This window comes from Acinetobacter sp. 479375 (assembly GCF_000581715.1).
Taxonomy (GTDB): Bacteria; Pseudomonadota; Gammaproteobacteria; order Pseudomonadales; family Moraxellaceae; genus Acinetobacter; species Acinetobacter ursingii.
In genome coordinates this window covers 1-17,271 of the sequence record NZ_JEZN01000021.1, presented here as the reverse complement: position 1 = coordinate 17,271, position 17,271 = coordinate 1, and the positions used below count along the sequence as shown (strand labels likewise).

Annotated in this window: 13 protein-coding genes; 10 read left to right on the top strand and 3 right to left on the bottom strand. The window is 40.9% G+C overall.

From position 1 onward, the window contains the following. Positions 1-430 precede the first annotated feature (430 nt). The 4 genes from dnaA (at position 431) to gyrB (ending at position 6,679) form a co-directional block, all read left to right on the top strand. Positions 431-1,825, top strand: a complete 1,395-nt coding sequence (gene dnaA / locus J500_RS13805; RefSeq protein WP_004986203.1) for a chromosomal replication initiator protein DnaA — start codon at positions 431-433, stop codon at positions 1,823-1,825. A 91-nt stretch (positions 1,826-1,916) separates the two neighbouring features. Then, entirely contained in the window at positions 1,917-3,065 is a 1,149-nt protein-coding gene (gene dnaN / locus J500_RS17740; RefSeq protein WP_004986202.1) for a DNA polymerase III subunit beta, read from the top strand. A gap of 15 nt (positions 3,066-3,080) precedes the next feature. After that, positions 3,081-4,163, top strand: coding sequence for a DNA replication/repair protein RecF (gene recF, locus J500_RS13795; protein ID WP_004986200.1), 1,083 nt, complete (start codon positions 3,081-3,083; stop codon positions 4,161-4,163). A gap of 47 nt (positions 4,164-4,210) precedes the next feature. Further along, positions 4,211-6,679, top strand: coding sequence for a DNA topoisomerase (ATP-hydrolyzing) subunit B (gene gyrB / locus J500_RS13790; protein WP_004986198.1), 2,469 nt, complete (start codon positions 4,211-4,213; stop codon positions 6,677-6,679). Between the two features lie 86 nt (positions 6,680-6,765). Here the strand turns inward: gyrB and J500_RS13785 are convergent, their stop codons facing one another. Both J500_RS13785 and J500_RS13780 read right to left on the bottom strand, forming a co-directional pair. Beyond that, entirely contained in the window at positions 6,766-7,002 is a 237-nt protein-coding gene (locus tag J500_RS13785) for a DUF2171 domain-containing protein (protein ID WP_004986196.1), read from the bottom strand. Positions 7,003-7,388: 386 nt separating this feature from the next. Beyond that, on the bottom strand, positions 7,389-9,323 hold the full coding sequence (locus J500_RS13780) for an ATP-binding cassette domain-containing protein (protein WP_004986195.1): 1,935 nt from the start codon (positions 9,321-9,323) through the stop codon (positions 7,389-7,391). 262 nt (positions 9,324-9,585) lie between these two features. Here J500_RS13780 and J500_RS13775 point away from each other — a divergent pair, with 262 nt between their 5' ends. The 4 genes from J500_RS13775 to erpA all read left to right on the top strand — a co-directional run bounded on the left by J500_RS13775 (position 9,586) and on the right by erpA (position 13,614). After that, positions 9,586-10,593: a putative solute-binding protein gene (locus tag J500_RS13775; protein ID WP_010588977.1), complete on the top strand. Its 1,008-nt coding sequence runs from the start codon at positions 9,586-9,588 to the stop codon at positions 10,591-10,593. A gap of 265 nt (positions 10,594-10,858) precedes the next feature. After that, entirely contained in the window at positions 10,859-11,863 is a 1,005-nt protein-coding gene (locus tag J500_RS13770) for a putative solute-binding protein (RefSeq protein ID WP_004994605.1), read from the top strand. A gap of 290 nt (positions 11,864-12,153) precedes the next feature. After that, complete coding sequence (locus J500_RS13765; RefSeq protein WP_004986189.1) at positions 12,154-13,158, top strand: putative solute-binding protein; 1,005 nt, start codon at positions 12,154-12,156, stop codon at positions 13,156-13,158. 120 nt (positions 13,159-13,278) lie between these two features. Next, complete coding sequence (erpA, locus tag J500_RS13760) at positions 13,279-13,614, top strand: iron-sulfur cluster insertion protein ErpA (protein WP_004986186.1); 336 nt, start codon at positions 13,279-13,281, stop codon at positions 13,612-13,614. 70 nt (positions 13,615-13,684) lie between these two features. On the opposite strand, the gene J500_RS13755 is transcribed toward erpA, so the two are convergent. Further along, positions 13,685-14,815 (bottom strand): anhydro-N-acetylmuramic acid kinase, encoded by a 1,131-nt coding sequence (locus tag J500_RS13755; RefSeq protein ID WP_004994609.1) that lies wholly within the window; start codon positions 14,813-14,815, stop codon positions 13,685-13,687. A gap of 61 nt (positions 14,816-14,876) precedes the next feature. On the opposite strand from J500_RS13755, the gene tyrS reads away from it, so the two are divergent. Together tyrS and J500_RS13745 are read left to right on the top strand one after the other, a co-directional pair. After that, positions 14,877-16,109, top strand: coding sequence for a tyrosine--tRNA ligase (gene tyrS / locus J500_RS13750; protein ID WP_125625198.1), 1,233 nt, complete (start codon positions 14,877-14,879; stop codon positions 16,107-16,109). 387 nt (positions 16,110-16,496) lie between these two features. Continuing rightward, positions 16,497-16,760: a hypothetical protein gene (locus J500_RS13745; RefSeq protein WP_004994615.1), complete on the top strand. Its 264-nt coding sequence runs from the start codon at positions 16,497-16,499 to the stop codon at positions 16,758-16,760. The last annotated feature ends 511 nt before the right edge of the window (positions 16,761-17,271 follow it).

Genomic DNA, 17,271 nt, shown 5'->3' with positions numbered 1-17,271 from the left:
AGCTTAGGATGAATTTGGTGATTGCGTTGCGCATTTGAATTTAAATTCATAAATCGCTAAATTATCCACAGCGAGTGAGACGCTATTAAATAAATTCAAATTTTAAAATTTAAATTTATTCTTATTAGGGCGCGTTTTTTCTGTGGAAAGTGATGATTTAAATTTAAAAATCAGTTTGTTGAGTTGTGAATAACTGTGTTTTTATAAAACTTATAAATTGTGGATAACTCATCTTATAAAACTATCCCCAGCTTATGGTGAAACTTATCCACAAGCGCTTTGAATTTAAATTTAAAGCGCGAAAGGATTCTTTTTGAACAAACATGATGGTTTCGTTCATGACAGATGTGGATAACTTGGTTAGAATGGCGACCCTTTCTTTTGGAAGGGCAGTTTATTTTTTGAATTTAAAAAGAGATAGGGGAATCACATGCTGTGGACAGACTGCTTAAATCGCTTGCGACAAGAGCTCTCTGATAATGTCTTTGCGATGTGGATCCGCCCTCTGGTTGCTGAGGAAGCGGAGGATACCTTACGTTTATATGCGCCAAATCCATATTGGACACGTTATATTCAGGAACATCATCTGGAATTGATCTCAATTCTGGCGGAGCAGTTATCAGAAGGTCGTGTTCGTCAGGTGGATATTTTAGTGGATTCACGTCCTGGCGCGATTTTATCCCCAACGGAACAGCCAGCAACCACTACAGCTGCCTTAAATACGGTGGCAGCACCGACTCGAGTAAAAAAAGAAGTTGCTGAGGTAGCATCGACAGCCACAGCTAAAAATTTAAATTCAAAAAAACGTTTACTCAATCCTTTATTTACTTTTTCACTTTTTGTTGAAGGTCGTTCTAACCAAATGGCGGCTGAAACTTGTCGTAAGGTTTTAACCCAACTGGGAGCCTCGCAGCATAATCCCTTATTTTTATATGGACCGACAGGTTTAGGTAAAACGCACTTAATGCAAGCAGTTGGCAATGCATTATTACAAGCCAAGCCCAATGCGCGGGTCATGTATATGACTGCCGAAAGTTTTGTTCAGGATTTTGTCTCTTCTTTACAAAAAGGCAAAGTCGAAGAATTTAAGAAAAATTGTCGTTCATTAGATTTATTGTTAGTTGATGATATTCATTTGTTGGCAGGTAAAGAAGCCAGTCTGGTTGAGTTCTTTTATACGTTTAATGCCTTGTTGGATGAATCCAAACAAATTATTCTCACTTCAGATCGCTATCCTAAAGAATTAACGGAACTTGATCCACGTTTGGTCTCGCGTTTTTCGTGGGGACTTTCTGTGGGTGTAGAACCACCTGATATCGAAACCCGTATCGAAATTTTACTAAAAAAAGCTGAAAACAGTGGCGTTGATTTGCCGCGTAATTGCGCTCTATTCATTGCCCAGCAAGTGGTGGCCAATGTCCGTGAACTTGAAGGCGCTTTAAATAAAGTGGTGGCGATTGCCCGTTTTAAGGGATCGCAAATTGATTTAGATGTGGTTCGAGAATCATTAAAAGATGTGCTAGCCATTCGCGCGCGAACCATTAGTGTCGAAAATATTCAGCGCGTGGTCAGTGAATATTTCCGTATTCCACTAAAAGAGTTGATCGGGCCAAAACGTACTCGTATTTATGCGCGACCAAGACAATTGGCGATGGGCTTGGCACGTGAGCTTACAGGTGATAGTTTTCCTGAAATTGGCATGGCTTTTGGTGGGCGTGACCATAGTACGGTCATGCATGCCTGTGAAAAAGTACAAAGTTTAAAAGATGAAGATCCGATCTTTAATGAAGACTATAAAAACTTGTTGCGCTTACTGCAAAGTTAAGCATCAGGGCAGTTGCAAAGTCGTATCAACTCCCGCATAGTACACTGCTAAAAAATGAAATAATGGCTTTCAGTTGTTAGAGGAATGAATTGTGCGTTTGAAAATCGCTAAAGAAAGTTTAGTCAATGTTCTGTCTCATGTTGTAGGTGCGGTGGAGCGTCGTCATACCTTAAATATTCTTTCAAACGTTAAAATTCAGGCCACTGATCAGGCTTTGACCATTACTGGTTCTGATCTGGAAGTGGAGCTGGTAGCCAGTACGACGTTGGCTGAGGGTGCTTGTTTGCAATCTGGTGAAACGACCGCGCCTGCACGTAAATTGATGGATATCTGCAAATCATTGCCTACAGCGGCATTGATTGATCTGCAAATTACAGAAGACCAGCGTTGTATTTTAAAATCAGGCAATAGTCGTTTTGTGCTAGGGACCTTACCCGCAGAAGATTATCCTTTGCTGAATACTGAAAATAGTCAGGGCACACAGGTTCAGGTCACGCAACGTGAACTTAAACGTTTGTTTGAAAAAACAGCCTTTGCGATGGCAGTTCAGGATGTGCGTTTTTATCTGACTGGAACTTTACTGGAAATTGATGAAAATCAACTTCGTGCAGTGACGACTGATGGTCATCGTTTAGCTTTGTGTGAAGTTTTGGCTTCATCCAATGCGACTCAACTGGTGCAAGCTATTGTACCGCGTAAAGCCGTGGGCGAATTACAGCGTTTACTGAGTATCGAAGATGAGCAATTACGGTTATTGATTGGACGAGAATTGCTCAATGTGACGATTACAACACCAAGTCGTGATAAAGAACAAGGTGATATTACCGTTCGTTTTACCACCAAGTTGATTGATGGTAAATTCCCAGATTATCGCCGTGTGATTCCACGTGGTGGCGATAAACTGGCTCAAATTGCGCATGATGTGTTTAAGCAGTCTTTGCAACGTGTCGCGATTCTGAGCAATGAAAAATTACGTGGTGTGTTCTTAAACTTTAATCCTGATGTATTACAACTACGTGCCAATAATCCTGAACAGGATGAGGCGATTGAAGATTTAGCCATTCAATATCAAAATACCTCAATGGAAATGTCATTCAATGCACAGTATTTACTGGATGTATTGAATGTGTTGGATGGTGATGACGTCAGTATGACCATGACTGAAGCCAATCAATCCGTGTTGTTACAGGATCCGACACATACCGATCAAACTTATGTTGTGATGCCAATGCGTGTCTAAAGAACTGATCCGATTATGCATATAACACGTTTAAATATCGAGCGTGTGCGCAATTTAAAAACGGTTGCACTGTCTGGGTTGCAGCCGTTTAACGTTTTTTACGGCGCCAATGGTTCGGGTAAAACCTCAGTGCTTGAAGCCATCCATCTGCTTTCGACTGGACGTTCTTTTCGAACTTATACGCCCAAGCATTATATTCAGCATGGCGCACAAGACGCGATTGTATTTGCTCAATCTGCCGTTGAAAAAGTGGGAATGCGTAAACTAGCCACAGGCGAGCAGTTGATTAAAGTGAATGGTGATCCTGTGGCGACGCAGGGACAATTGGCCAAACTGTTGCCTTTACAACATATCGACCCACAAAGTACCGATATTTTAGATCATGGTGCCAAACCACGACGACAAATGCTGGATTGGCTCATGTTTCACGTGGAACCTGAGTTTTATACCACTTGGCAGCAATATTCCAGAGCGCTGAAACAACGCAACAGCTTGCTGAAGCATTCTCGCCAGATTTCACTGGCAGAGTTGGAACCCTGGAACAAACTTCTGGCAGCTTATGGAGAGATGTTGCATAACCAGCGCTCATTGATGATCGAGCAATGGCAGGTTTTTTTGCAGCAGGATTTACAGCAATTGTTACCTGAGCTGCGTATTGAATTAGATTATCAGGCGGGTTTTCACCAAGAGCATGGATTGTTCAATGATCTGATTCAATATCATGCCAAAGATGTTGAACGGCGATATACCGAATATGGTCCTCATCGTGCCGATTTGCGTTTAAAAACGCCATTGGGCGATGCGGATGATGTGCTGTCACGTGGGCAAAAAAAGCTCCTGATGATGGCTTTAAAACTATCACAGATTGCAATGTTACATGCGAGTAATAAGGAAACTGTGGTATTATTAGATGATTTGACAGCAGAATTAGACCATGCCGCACAGCGGCGATTAATTGAACGATTAAGCCAGTTAGGTAGTCAGGTTTTTATGACCACTTTAGATCAACAAGCGGTACAACATCACCTACAGGATCTGGCTGTATCTTATCAATTGTTCAACGTGGAACATGGTCAGGTTCGGGCTGTCCCCATTTGATTTTTTCCCCACTGGGGATTGATCCATAAATTTGCTAGGGAGAAACCATGAGTTCAGAGTCTCAATCTGCCTCTCCAACAGAACAATCAAACGAAAAGGCATATGATTCCTCTAGTATCAAGGTATTACGTGGTTTGGATGCAGTGCGTAAGCGTCCAGGCATGTATATTGGTGATACAGATGATGGGACAGGCTTGCACCACATGGTTTTTGAGGTGGTTGATAATGCAATCGATGAAGCCTTGGCAGGTCATTGTGATGAGATTATTGTCACGATTCATGAAGATGAGTCGGTCAGTGTTTCAGATAATGGTCGTGGTATCCCAACTGATATTCATCCAGAAGAGGGTGTTTCTGCTGCAGAAGTGATTCTAACTATCCTACATGCGGGTGGTAAGTTTGATGACAATAGTTATAAGGTTTCAGGTGGTCTGCATGGTGTGGGGGTGTCCGTGGTCAACGCACTCTCCAGCAAATTGCAACTGACGATTCATCGTGCGGGTCAAATCCATGAGCAGGAATATCATCATGGTGATCCACAATACAAATTACGTGTGGTCGGTGAAACGGATAGCACAGGGACCACGGTACGTTTCTGGCCAAGTGAATTGACTTTTAGTCAAACTATTTTTCATGTGGAGATTTTGGCGCGTCGTTTGCGTGAACTTTCATTCTTAAATGCGGGTGTGAAGATTATTTTACGTGATGAACGGATTAATCTGGAACACATTTACAACTATGAAGGTGGTTTGTCTGAGTTTGTAAAATACATTAACGAAGGCAAAACTCATCTGAATGACATCTTTCACTTTACCGTGGATGCTGATAACGGCATTGGTGTTGAAGTGGCATTGCAGTGGAATGATAGCTATCAGGAAAATGTACGCTGCTTTACCAATAATATTCCGCAAAAAGATGGTGGAACGCATTTGGCTGGTTTCCGTGCAGCACTGACTCGTGGCTTAAACAGCTACATGGAAAATGAAAGCTTACTGAAAAAAGAAAAAGTTGCCGTTACGGGTGATGATGCGCGTGAAGGTTTAACCGCGATTATTTCAGTCAAAGTCCCAGATCCGAAGTTTTCTTCACAAACCAAAGAAAAATTGGTGTCGAGTGAAGTCAAACCTGCGGTAGAACAGGCGATGAATAAAGAATTTTCAGCCTATTTGCTGGAAAATCCTCAGGCAGCCAAATCCATTGCAGGCAAGATTATTGATGCCGCACGTGCCCGTGATGCCGCGCGTAAAGCCCGCGAAATGACGCGTCGCAAGAGTGCGCTGGATATTGCAGGTTTACCGGGTAAATTGGCCGATTGTCAGGAAAAAGATCCTGCTTTGTCAGAATTGTATCTGGTCGAGGGTGACTCCGCGGGTGGTAGTGCCAAGCAAGGTCGTAACCGTAAAATGCAGGCGATTTTACCGCTGAAAGGTAAAATTCTGAACGTGGAACGTGCGCGTTTTGACAAGATGATTTCTAGTCAGGAAGTCGGCACACTGATTACCGCATTGGGTTGTGGAATTGGGCGTGAAGAATATAATCCTGATAAATTGCGTTATCATAAAATCATCATTATGACCGATGCGGATGTCGATGGTTCACATATCCGAACTTTATTATTGACCTTCTTCTTCCGTCAAATGCCAGAACTGGTCGAGCGCGGTCATATTTATATTGCACAACCGCCGTTGTATAAGCTGAAAAAAGGCAAGCAAGAGCTCTATATCAAGGATAATGAGGCCTTAGAAAGCTTCCTGATCTCCAATGCCATTGATGATCTGGAATTGCATATTAGTGCCGATGCCCCTGCAATCAATGGCGAAGCTTTGGCCAAAGTCATTGAAGATTATCAAGTCTCGCAAAAAAGCTTACAGCGTCTGACTCAGCGTTATCCTGCAAGTTTGCTCGATGCTTTGCTTGAAGTTGAACCGTTTAAGGCAGATCAAAGTCAGGATCGTCCTTATGTGGAACAATGGGCTGAACAATTACGCGCAACCATTGAAAAGTTGCAGCCAAGTTTACGTCCAGAGATTAGTTTAGAAAGCTTTGAGCGTGAAATACCGACAGGTGAAAAATCGATTCACTGCTGGCCTCGTGTGACAGTTTATGTGCATAACTTGCCGCACCATTACTTGTTAGATGCAGGCTTGCTGAATTCGGCTGAATATGCCCGTTTACTGAAAAACTCCAAGAGCTGGTTTAAGTTGCTTGAAGAAGGCGCGTATTTGCAAAAAGGCGAGCGCAAGATTAATGTGAATAATTTCCATCAGGTCTGGCAGCAAATTTTGCAGGATTCACGCCGTGGGATGATGATCCAGCGTTATAAAGGTTTGGGTGAGATGAATGCAGAGCAGCTTTGGGAAACGACCATGGATCCTGAAAACCGCAATATGCTGCAAGTCACCATCGATGATGCGATTGAAGCAGATCGTATGTTTAGTTGCTTGATGGGCGATGATGTCGAACCACGTCGTGCCTTTATTGAAGAAAATGCATTGAATGCAGATATTGATGCTTAATCTGTAAAAATTCATATAGAAAAACAGGCGCAAAAAGCGCCTGTTTTTTTTGAATGTCCTTATTCAACCTGACTTCCCTGAACCTGTTATTGCCACTGTTGGAAAACTTGATCTGCTGTTTTATTGAGTACTACCTGATTACCCTGAATCTGTTGTACCCATTGAGTTGGAATATAATGATGCTGACCATTTGCAGATTGATCATTTTTAGCCAATTTGATCTTGTCCTGACCATCTAAATGATCGACTGTACCAACATGTTGATGATCTGAACCGACGACTTCGGCATGTTGTTGAATATCTTGTACATTGATAGTTGCCATGAGTATTGTCCCTCATATATTTCATGATGTTTCATGTTATTGACTTGATCTTTGTATCAAGCAGGCAAGTCATTAAATCAAACTTAAAACAGCATCAGTGCTGTGCCTTAACATCCAGCCTAAGGGTTTTTTAAAACAGGTGTGCAGTGCTTATGTAAGCCTTTATAGCGATTTCATCAAAAGATCAAGCTTTGCTGGTGAGGTCTGTTAATTTATATTTTTATTTAAAATCAAGGAATTAATTTTTTTATAAAGTAAAAATTTAATAAAAAGAGAACGCTATATTTTTTAAAAGACTGAAAAAAATAGTCGACTTGTAAGATTAGGCAAATGAATGTGTCGGGCTGTAAAGCTACAGCCCAATATTTAAATGCTCAGAGCATATCTTAATCAAAAGAACTTTCCAGCTCTTCCAATTGCATCATGAGTTCCAAAAGTTGCTCTTCCGCTTGTTCTAGTTTTTGTTTCAGATCAGTTTGTTCATTCATGAGTTTAAGCAGATCATCCTTACGATTTGCCTCATAGAGTGAGCTATCTGCAAGTAATGTTTCAATGGCAACTAAACGTGATTGAAATTTTTCGATCTGAGTTTCGCATTTTTCAATATTTTTACGAATCGGTCGGGTTTGTTCACGACGTTGAGCAGCTTCTTTACGTAAGGCTTCTTTATCCAGTTTCGAGGTTGTAGGTGAGGCAGTCACTTCTGAAATCACAGGGGCAGCAGGTTGCTGGCCTTTTTTGATCATGTCGTTGCGTGCTTGACGTAGCCAGTTGGCATAATCATTGAGATCACCATCAAAACTTTGACTATGACCATTGTGAACTAGAATCAACTCATCACAGACGCTGGCAATTAACTGACGTTCATGTGAAACCAGCACCACCGCGCCTTCAAAATCTTGCAAGGCCATGGTTAAGGCATGGCGCATATCTAGATCTAAATGGTTGGTCGGTTCATCCAAAATCAGCACATTCGGACGCTGCCAGACAATTAATGCCAATGCCAAACGCGCCCGTTCGCCCCCAGAAAAGCTTTCACTTGGCGTGTCCATGCGTTCGCCACTAAAGCCAAAGCTGCCTAAAAAGGCACGTAGAGTCGCATCACTGATTTTTTTATCGGCAATGCGGGATAGTTGTAGCATCGGGCTGGCATTGCCATCTAGTGCATCCATCTGATGCTGGGCAAAGTAACCAATATTGAGTAATTCTGAGGCGTAGCGTTGCCCCTGAATCAATGGAAGATCCCCCACTAAAGATTTAATCAGCGTTGATTTTCCAGCACCATTCATCCCCAATAAACCGATTCGACTGGTCGGGGTGATTTGTAAATTAACATTGGTCACAATCAGTTTGCTTGCATAGCCAATATCAGCGTGTTCTAAAGCCAAAAGTGGTGAACTCATTTTACTTGGTTCACGAAAACTAAAGGTAAACGGCGTATCCACATGCGCAGGTGCTAGCTCTTGCATTCTTTCCAGTTGTTTAATTCGACTTTGCGCCTGACGTGCTTTGGTGGCTTGTGCTTTAAATCGATCAATATATTTTTGTAAATGCGCGCGAGTTTCTTGCTGTTTTTCAAAAGCTTGTTGTTGTTGCGCTAAACGTTCGGCACGGGTGGTTTCAAAGGTCGAATAGTTGCCTGTATATAGGGTGAGTTCCTGATTTTCAATATGTAAAATATGATCGGTAATTGCATCTAAAAAATCACGGTCATGTGAAATCAGGACTAATGTGCCTTCATAGCTATTGAGCCAGTCTTCCAGCCATAAAATCGCATCTAAATCCAAATGGTTAGTCGGTTCATCCAACAACAGTAAATCTGAACGACTCATCAAGGTTCTTGCCAGATTCAGGCGCATCCGCCAACCCCCTGAGAAACTGGATACGTCCAGTTGAGATTGGTGTTCAAAAAACCCCAGCCCTGCCATTAATTGTGAAGCTTTGGCTGAGGCAGAATAGCCATTAATTTCATCAAATCGACTATACAGATGCGCCAATTCATCATTGCTGAGTTGTTCTGGATGTTCAAGCTGATGCTGAATTGTCCAGTACTCTTCATCTCCTGATAGCACAAAATCAATCGCCTTCATGTCTAAGGCTTTAATTTCTTGTGCCATGTGAGCCACAGTCCATACATTTGGACGGCTTAAGCTGCCACTATCTGCTTCCATTCCCCCCAATAATGCAGAAAATAAAGTGGATTTTCCTGCACCATTGACGCCAGTCAACCCAATTTTCCAGCCTGGATGCAGTTGCATCGATGCTTTTTGAAATAAAACACGTCCGCCGCGGCGAATTGAAAACTGGTCAAGCTGAATCATGGAAATGAACACGCTACATCATAAAGAAAGGCGACCATTTTAAAGGGATATGCAAAATAAGACAAAGTTTTAGTCAGTGTTATCTATTTTACAGAAACTTGAATTGTGTCGAAAAAATGATGCATTTCGTCAGAAAACTGGCAGGATTTACGCTTTTTTAGAGCTAAAGCTCTATTTTTGATTGAGTCAGGCTTAAGATAATGAGTATAGTAATCAATAGAGAACAAAAACTAAGCAAAAAAGTCGGATAAGGAATGCGATGATGAATAAAGGACTTTCGATACTGGGGGCGACCGTGTTGTCTGGATGGATGACAACTGCTCATGCTCAAATTAATGTCTGTGCTTTTGATTTATTGGGAAAAGCAGGTGACTCCTACAAAATGTTAGAGGAATGGGCGCTGGCGGCCAAAGCATGGAATGCAGATATTAATCTCATACCGCGTCAGGATGAAGCCCAAGCAGAAAAAGATTTTCGCGAAGGCAAGTGCGATGCTGTTTATATAACTTCCATGCGTGCACGTCCTTACAATAAATTTGCTGGCTCAGTTGATGCATTAGGTGCAGTTCCAAATAACTCAATCGCACAAAAAGCCATTAGTTTCGTCTTGGACAAACGCAATAATCATCGTTTAACCACTACGATTGATGGAGATAAATATGAGGTAGCGGGAATTGTTCAGATTGGTCAGGCGTATTTATTTGTACGTGATCGCAATATTAATAATCTTGAACGTGTCAAAGGCAAAAAAATTGCAATCTTGCATTATGATGAAGCCCAAAAAATTATGAGTCAGCGTGTGGGCGCTGTTCCTGTCGCTTCAGATATTTCCAATTTCGTCGCTCGATTTAACAGCGGACAAGTCGATATTGTCCCCGCACCTGCCTATGCCTATAAACCTCTCGAAATTCAAAAAGGCTTAGGCAATAATGGGGCGATGATTAACTTTCCTGTCGCAAATATTACGGCTGATCTGATTATTCGACAAAATAAATTTCCGACTAATTTTGGTCAACAATCACGTCATTGGTTTCTAAATCAATTACCGAAAAATTTTGCGATGGTACGCCGTTTAGAGGCAGGTATCCCAGATAAATACAAAATTAATTTAAGTAATGAGGAAAAAGTCAAATATCAAAAACTATTGCGAGATGGGCGTATCGATTTGGCAAAACAGGGAATTTATGATCCCAATATGATGACAGTATTAAAGCGGGCGCGCTGTACAGTAGAGCGTACTAATTTTGAATGTTCATTAGGCGGAGAATAAACAAAAAATCTTAAAATGACCTAAAGAGTTTTCTTTTTCGATTAAAAAAATAAATTTTAAGAAAACTCTTTATCTTTTAATATTTTATTTATGTATCTTTAATTGAATTTTACTAAAAATAAGAAATCATTCACGATTTTGTACAATAAATATTCATTTTTCCACAAAAAGTGGAGTAAATACTCTATTTTTTTTAAATAACCCGATTAATATTTGCCGTGTAAGGATACTCCTAACTGGAAATTATGTACAAAGGAACAACAATATGAAAAAAATTGCATTCGCTCTGGCCGCTACCACTTTAGCTGGTGTTTCGGTAACAGCTCAAGCTGCAACAGTATGTGTATTCGATTTGCTAGGGAAATCAGGCGAGTCGTATAAAATGATGGAAGAATGGGCATTGGCAGCCAAAGGCTGGGGTGCTGACATTACGTTGGTTCCGCGTCAGGACGAAGCTGTTGCAGACAATGATTTTAAAGCAGGTAAATGTGATGCAGTAACCATGACTGCAATGCGTGCTCGTCAATACAATAAATTTGCTGGTTCAATCGACTCTTTAGGTGGTGTACCTAATAACCAGATTGCGCAACGTGCGATTACTTATGTGTTAGATGCACGTAACGCTGCAAAATTAACTTCGAATCTTGGTGGTAAAAAATACGAAGTTGCAGGGATTGCACCATTAGGTTCAGCTTTTATTTTTGTACGTGACAAGAGCATTAACTCGGTAGAAAAAGCAGCGGGTAAAAAGTTTGCGGTATTGGGTTATGACGATGCGCAAAAAATCATGGTTCAACGTGTAGGTGCACAAGCTGTTTTATCTGATATTTCTAACTTTGCTGCAAAATTTAACAATGGTCAGGTTGATATGGTGGGTGCGCCAGCCTACGCCTACAAGCCACTTGAGTTAAATAAAGGTTTGGGTACCAATGGTGCAATGATGAACTTCCCGGTTTTGCACGTCACTGCTGATTTGGTAATTCGTCCAGAAAAATTCCCTGCTGATTTTGGTCAAAAATCACGTGATTGGTTTGTGAAGCAATTACCAAAGAGCTTTGCAATGATCAACCGTCTTGAAGCGCAAATTCCTGCGAAATACAAGATGAACTTGACACCAGAAGACAAATTAAAATATCAAAAACTACTGCGTGATGGTCGTATCGATTTGACTAAACGTGGTGTGTACGATGCTAGTATGATGTCTGTACTGAAAAAAGCGCGCTGTTCAGTAGATAAAGCCAATTTTGAATGTTCGATGGCTGGCGAATAATATTGATTTTGCTAAAAAACTCGGAATAATTTCCGAGTTTTTTATTTCTAAAATACTGTCAGTTCAGCCATTGATACTGTGTATAAAGTTGATAATCTAAAATTAAACAATAACTTCACATGGATCAGTGATCACGAAGACTTAAACTGAAACCTAAAGGGTTTTAGATACGTGATTTACTCGACATGTGAACTTATCGATTGAACGGGATTGAAACATGATCAGGTGCTGGAGTGCATCTGTATGATCAGCAAACAAAAACAACAACGCTCATAATGGAAGGTAAATATATGAAATGGTCAAAAACTCTCGCAGTGACAGCTGGATTATTGGCGGCATCTATGGGGGTACAAGCAAAACAAACCATTTGTGTTTTTGACTTGGTTGGAAAAAATGGCGATGTCTATAGTGTAATGAAAGACTATCAATTGGCCGCCAAAAACTGGGGCGCGGATATCGAGCTTAAAGTCAGTCAAAATGAAAGTGTGATTGCGGATGATTTTAAAGCAGGTAAATGTGATGGCGTCAGTATCACAGGCTTACGCGGTCGACAGTTCAATGCATTTACGGGTTCTTTAGACGCCATTGGCGCCATTCCTGATTTAAAACTTGCAGTGAAGATCATGCAAGGTCTTTCAAGTCCTACATTTGCCAAATATATGACTCAAGGTCAATATGAAGTGGTGGGGGTCATTCCAATTGGTGATGCGTATTTGCTGGTCAATGACCGCAATATCAATACGGTTGCCAAAGCCGCAGGTAAAAAAATTGCCGTTTTAGATTACGATGAAGCACAAAAAATTATGGTTCAACAAATTGGTGCGCAAGCGGTGAGTGCGGATGTCACTAATTTTGGTGCAAAATTTAATAACCATCAGGTGGATATCATTGGTGCACCTGCCGCCGCCTTTAAAGCACTTGAGCTACATAAAGGTTTGGGTACAAAGGGTGCAATTGTGAATTATCCTATTTTACAGGTCACAGGTAACCTGATTATTCGTCCTGATAAATTCCCTGCGGGATTTGGTCAAAAATCACGTGATTGGGTTAAAACCCAGTTGCCGCGTTCTTTTACTATTTTAGGTAAAATGAAGGCGGATATTCCTCAAAAGTACTGGATGGATGTTCCTGAGGCAGACAAACCTGGCTATCAAAAGTTGATGCGTGAATCGCGTATAAACCTGACCAAAAAAGGCATTTACGATAAACGCATGATGAAACTATTGTGGCAATTCCGTTGTAAGGAAAATCCGAAAAACTTTGAATGCGCGTTGCAGGATGAAAATTATAAATAATCCTGATACAAATAGTCTGAATAAAGTTTAAACTTCCAGAACTGACCATATATTGTGTATGTTATACTGTATATGGTCTTGTTCTTTATAAGACATCAGATTTAGGTTGAGGACCCCATCATGAATGCCCAAGCTCTTGTTATCTCAGATAATGCTGCCAAAAAAGTGCGCCAACTCCGTGACAGCGAAGGGAATCAGGATTTAATGTTACGTGTTTACGTGACGGGTGGTGGTTGTTCTGGTTTTTCTTACGGTTTTAATTTTGCTGAAAGTGCCAATGAAGATGATGCCAAGTTTGAAAATGGTGATGTCACCATGTTGGTCGATTCTTTAAGCTATCAATATCTGGTTGGTTCAGTAGTAGACTATCTTGAAGGTTTGGAAGGTTCACGTTTTGTGGTACAAAATCCAAATGCAACCACGACTTGTGGTTGTGGTTCTTCATTTTCGATCTAAAATTTGATGCATAAAAAAATCCCCAATAGGGGATTTTTTAGTTAGAAAGGGCTCAAAGGATCATGCCTTTCTAAACACAGGTCATGGTTCCTAATACCCGAAATCCTTCTGCACCAGTGACTGACGGCAAGTTACCGCTTTGCTGCGTCATAAAACGCATGGACAGCCATGCAAACGCCGTAGCTTCAACCCATGTCGGCGATAATCCAAGCACACTGGTACTCTGCACCGACCAATTATGTTTGCGCAAACGCCAGCGTAGTTGTTCCAGTAAATGTGAATTATAAGCACCGCCACCGCAAACATAGACTTCACCTGTATCCAGATCAGAGCGATAAATAGCTTTTTTAATCGCGCGTGTGGTGAGTTTAAGTAAGGTTGCCTGTACATTTTCAGGGGTATCTTCTAACTCGTCATATTCCAGTTCATCATTACGCCAGTCAGCAAGTTGATCATCCAGCCAGTCGATATTAAAGTCTTCACGGCCCGTACTTTTTGGCGGTTCTTTGGAAAAAAAATCATGCGCTTGCAAGCGTTCTAATAACCCGCGAATAGGATGGCCATAGGCTGCCCAATTGCCATTTTCGTCATAAGGATGACCTGTATAACGTTCGCACCACGCATCCATTAAAATATTGGCAGGGCCTGTATCAAAACCATAAACATCCTCTGGACGACCTGCGGGAAGCAGACTGACATTGGCAATGCCGCCTAAGTTTAAAATCACCCGATGAATACTGGAATGTTGAAAAATGGCCTGATGAAATGCAGGAACCAAGGGCGCACCTTGCCCGCCAGCGGCCATATCACGACGCCTAAAATCTGAAATTACAGGAATTTTTGTAATTTCTGTAATGATATTCGGATCGCCAATTTGCAAGGTAAAGCCATGTTCAGGACGATGGCGAATGGTTTGTCCATGTGAACCGATAGCTTTGATTTGACTGCGATCTAAATGGTTTTTTTCAATCAGCTCATTAATCCCATGACCAATCAACTTCGCTAGGGTGACATCAGCTTTACCCATGCGATCAATTTCATTATCGTCCGGCAAGGTCAGCGCCATCAGCTCATCACGTAACTCAGGTTCAAAAGGAATGGTTAAAGTGGCATGAAGATGTAAAGGATCAAATGAAGCAGCAACCAAATCGACCCCATCCATGCTGGTACCGGTCATTACCCCAATATAGATCGATGTCATGATTAACTTCGCCTGCAATCTGCTGAAAAAGTGTTAGTATATCGCACAAATTGAATAACTGATGTGTTTAGGTTTTGTGATGTCAAATTTCTTGCCTGCTGAAGAACAGCTTGCCCTCATTCAACGAGGCACTCATGAAATTATCTCTGTAGAGGATCTGCTCAAGAAACTCAAGGAAAATCGTCCTTTAAAAATTAAGGCAGGTTTTGATCCAACTGCGCCAGATTTACATTTTGGCCATACCGTATTGATCAATAAGCTTAAAACTTTTCAGGATCTTGGGCATGAAGTGACCTTCTTGATTGGTGACTATACGGCTATGATTGGCGATCCAACGGGTAAAAGTGCGACACGTCCGCCGTTAACCCGTGAACAGGTCGAAGCCAATGCCAAAACTTATCAGGAACAGGTTTTTAAAATTCTTGATCCCAGTAAAACCAAAGTGCGTTTTAATTCAGAGTGGTTTAATCAACGATCTGCGGCAGATTTGATTCAATTGGCCAGTCAGCAAACGGTTTCACGCATGCTAGAACGTGATGATTTCACCAAGCGCTATAACAGCCATCAGCCGATTGCGATTCACGAATTTTTATATCCACTGGTTCAAGGCTACGATTCAATTGCACTTGAAGCAGATGTGGAGCTTGGTGGAACAGACCAAACCTTCAACTTGCTGATGGGTCGTACCTTACAAAGCCGTTACGGACAAGAATCACAAGTGTGTATTACGGTACCAATTCTTGAAGGTTTGGATGGCGTCAATAAAATGTCTAAGTCGTTAGGCAATTATATTGGCGTATTTGATGCACCCGGTGCGATGTATCAAAAAGTCCTATCGATGCCTGACACCCTGATTGAGCGATATTTCGAATTACTCAGCTTTAAATCCATGGATGAGGTTCAAGCTCTGCTCAAAGAAATGGCTGACGGTCGTAATCCGCAAGAGCTGAAAAAGATTCTGGCGATTGAGTTGGTGGAGCGTTTTCATGGCGCGGAAGCCGCCGCCAATGCGCATAAAGGTGCGGGTAATATTATTACTGAAGGTGAAATTCCAGAAGATACGCCAGAAGTGACGATATCTCGTGAAGAATTTGGAGGAGAAATTTTTATTGCCTCTATTCTTCGCTTGGCAGGACTCACCAAAAATGCAGCTCAAGCTAAAGATGCGGTTGCTCGTGGCGCCGTGAAAGTAGACTGGAACGTGGTCGATGCCAATTTCTCTGTCAAAGAGAACCAGACCTACATTATACAAGCAGGCAAAAAAGCCATTGCTCGAGTCACTTTCATTGACTAATACGTACAAAATTTTTGTGATATTTCTAAAGCAGACCTCGTGTCTGCTTTTTCTTTATATTCCAATTCAAGCTTTGTTAAATTATGAATATGAGCTGTACAACTATGGTGAGTATCACTTTGTTTATCCGCATAAATACATAAAAATAAGTCAAACAAACAGTAAAATGATCACAATCGCATTCTTTTGGGAAAAGGCAAATAAATCCTGTACAACAGAAAAAACTACGGTATAAATAGATTAAACAAAAAATTCATGACATGTTTAAGTTTAAGGAGAGCGTCCTCGCGAACCATTATAGATAAACCCGCATTCATCAGTAAAAATGATATTTACCTAATAGAAACTACATCTTAGTAGATAAAAACAACGAGAGGAGAGCTATCCATGGGATTTGATCAACAACACCTCAACTGGCTTATCACTTTTTTATTTGACACAGATCCTAGTGCTATTGAAGAAGAACAGTATTTATTAGCGCATTATTATCTAGATAAATTAGATGTTGTTGAAAATTACCAATTATCAAGCATGGTCATGTCCAGATTACCTTATCGAGCAAAACTATTTTTCTTTGGGGAAAGTTATATGGGAAGACAGCAAATGATTCGAGAAGTGATTGATGTACGCGGTAATTACCATATTCACTGAAGACGTCTAAGATTCCATTTATGCTAAAAGTACATGCTTGCATGTACTTTTTTTAATGCCAAGTTTGAAGAATAATCAATTTATGTTTATTTGTTGAACGCTCAAGGCTAAATTGCTGAAAAAAAGTGCATCTATTGAAAATAAATGCTTTCAGGGCTTGCGTTGCTTTAAAAACTGTATAGAATACGCAGCATCCCGACGCGATACACGATGAAGATCTTGGCTTTTAGGGTTAAGGTTGAAGGATTTGTATTGAGTTGAATTTCTTACTGACGAGGTAAGGAATAGATCATTAAGAAAATAGAAGAACAACTTGTGTGGATTTTTACCAATTGATTGATCGAAATATTATCATTAATTAATTGGTTTAAATTACTCGAAGTTTATTTGAGAGAATTTGTCAGTAATTGATGAGCCAGAATTGGCGTCTTGTTCTTTAAGAAAGACGCAAAATGATTTTAACTGAAGAGTTTGATCATGGCTCAGATTGAACGCTGGCGGCAGGCTTAAC

Bases quoted from the DNA above. Each gene is read 5' to 3' on its own strand.
- erpA (WP_004986186.1), top strand. From the start codon at position 13,279: ATGAATGCCCAAGCTCTTGTTATCTCAGATAATGCTGCCAAAAAAGTG.
- J500_RS13780 (WP_004986195.1), bottom strand. From the start codon at position 9,323: ATGATTCAGCTTGACCAGTTTTCAATTCGCCGCGGCGGACGTGTTTTA.
- tyrS (WP_125625198.1), top strand. From the start codon at position 14,877: ATGTGTTTAGGTTTTGTGATGTCAAATTTCTTGCCTGCTGAAGAACAG.
- J500_RS13745 (WP_004994615.1), top strand. From the start codon at position 16,497: ATGGGATTTGATCAACAACACCTCAACTGGCTTATCACTTTTTTATTT.
- gyrB (WP_004986198.1), top strand. From the start codon at position 4,211: ATGAGTTCAGAGTCTCAATCTGCCTCTCCAACAGAACAATCAAACGAA.
- J500_RS13770 (WP_004994605.1), top strand. From the start codon at position 10,859: ATGAAAAAAATTGCATTCGCTCTGGCCGCTACCACTTTAGCTGGTGTT.
- J500_RS13785 (WP_004986196.1), bottom strand. From the start codon at position 7,002: ATGGCAACTATCAATGTACAAGATATTCAACAACATGCCGAAGTCGTC.
- J500_RS13775 (WP_010588977.1), top strand. From the start codon at position 9,586: ATGAATAAAGGACTTTCGATACTGGGGGCGACCGTGTTGTCTGGATGG.
- J500_RS13765 (WP_004986189.1), top strand. From the start codon at position 12,154: ATGAAATGGTCAAAAACTCTCGCAGTGACAGCTGGATTATTGGCGGCA.
- recF (WP_004986200.1), top strand. From the start codon at position 3,081: ATGCATATAACACGTTTAAATATCGAGCGTGTGCGCAATTTAAAAACG.
- dnaA (WP_004986203.1), top strand. From the start codon at position 431: ATGCTGTGGACAGACTGCTTAAATCGCTTGCGACAAGAGCTCTCTGAT.
- J500_RS13755 (WP_004994609.1), bottom strand. From the start codon at position 14,815: ATGACATCGATCTATATTGGGGTAATGACCGGTACCAGCATGGATGGG.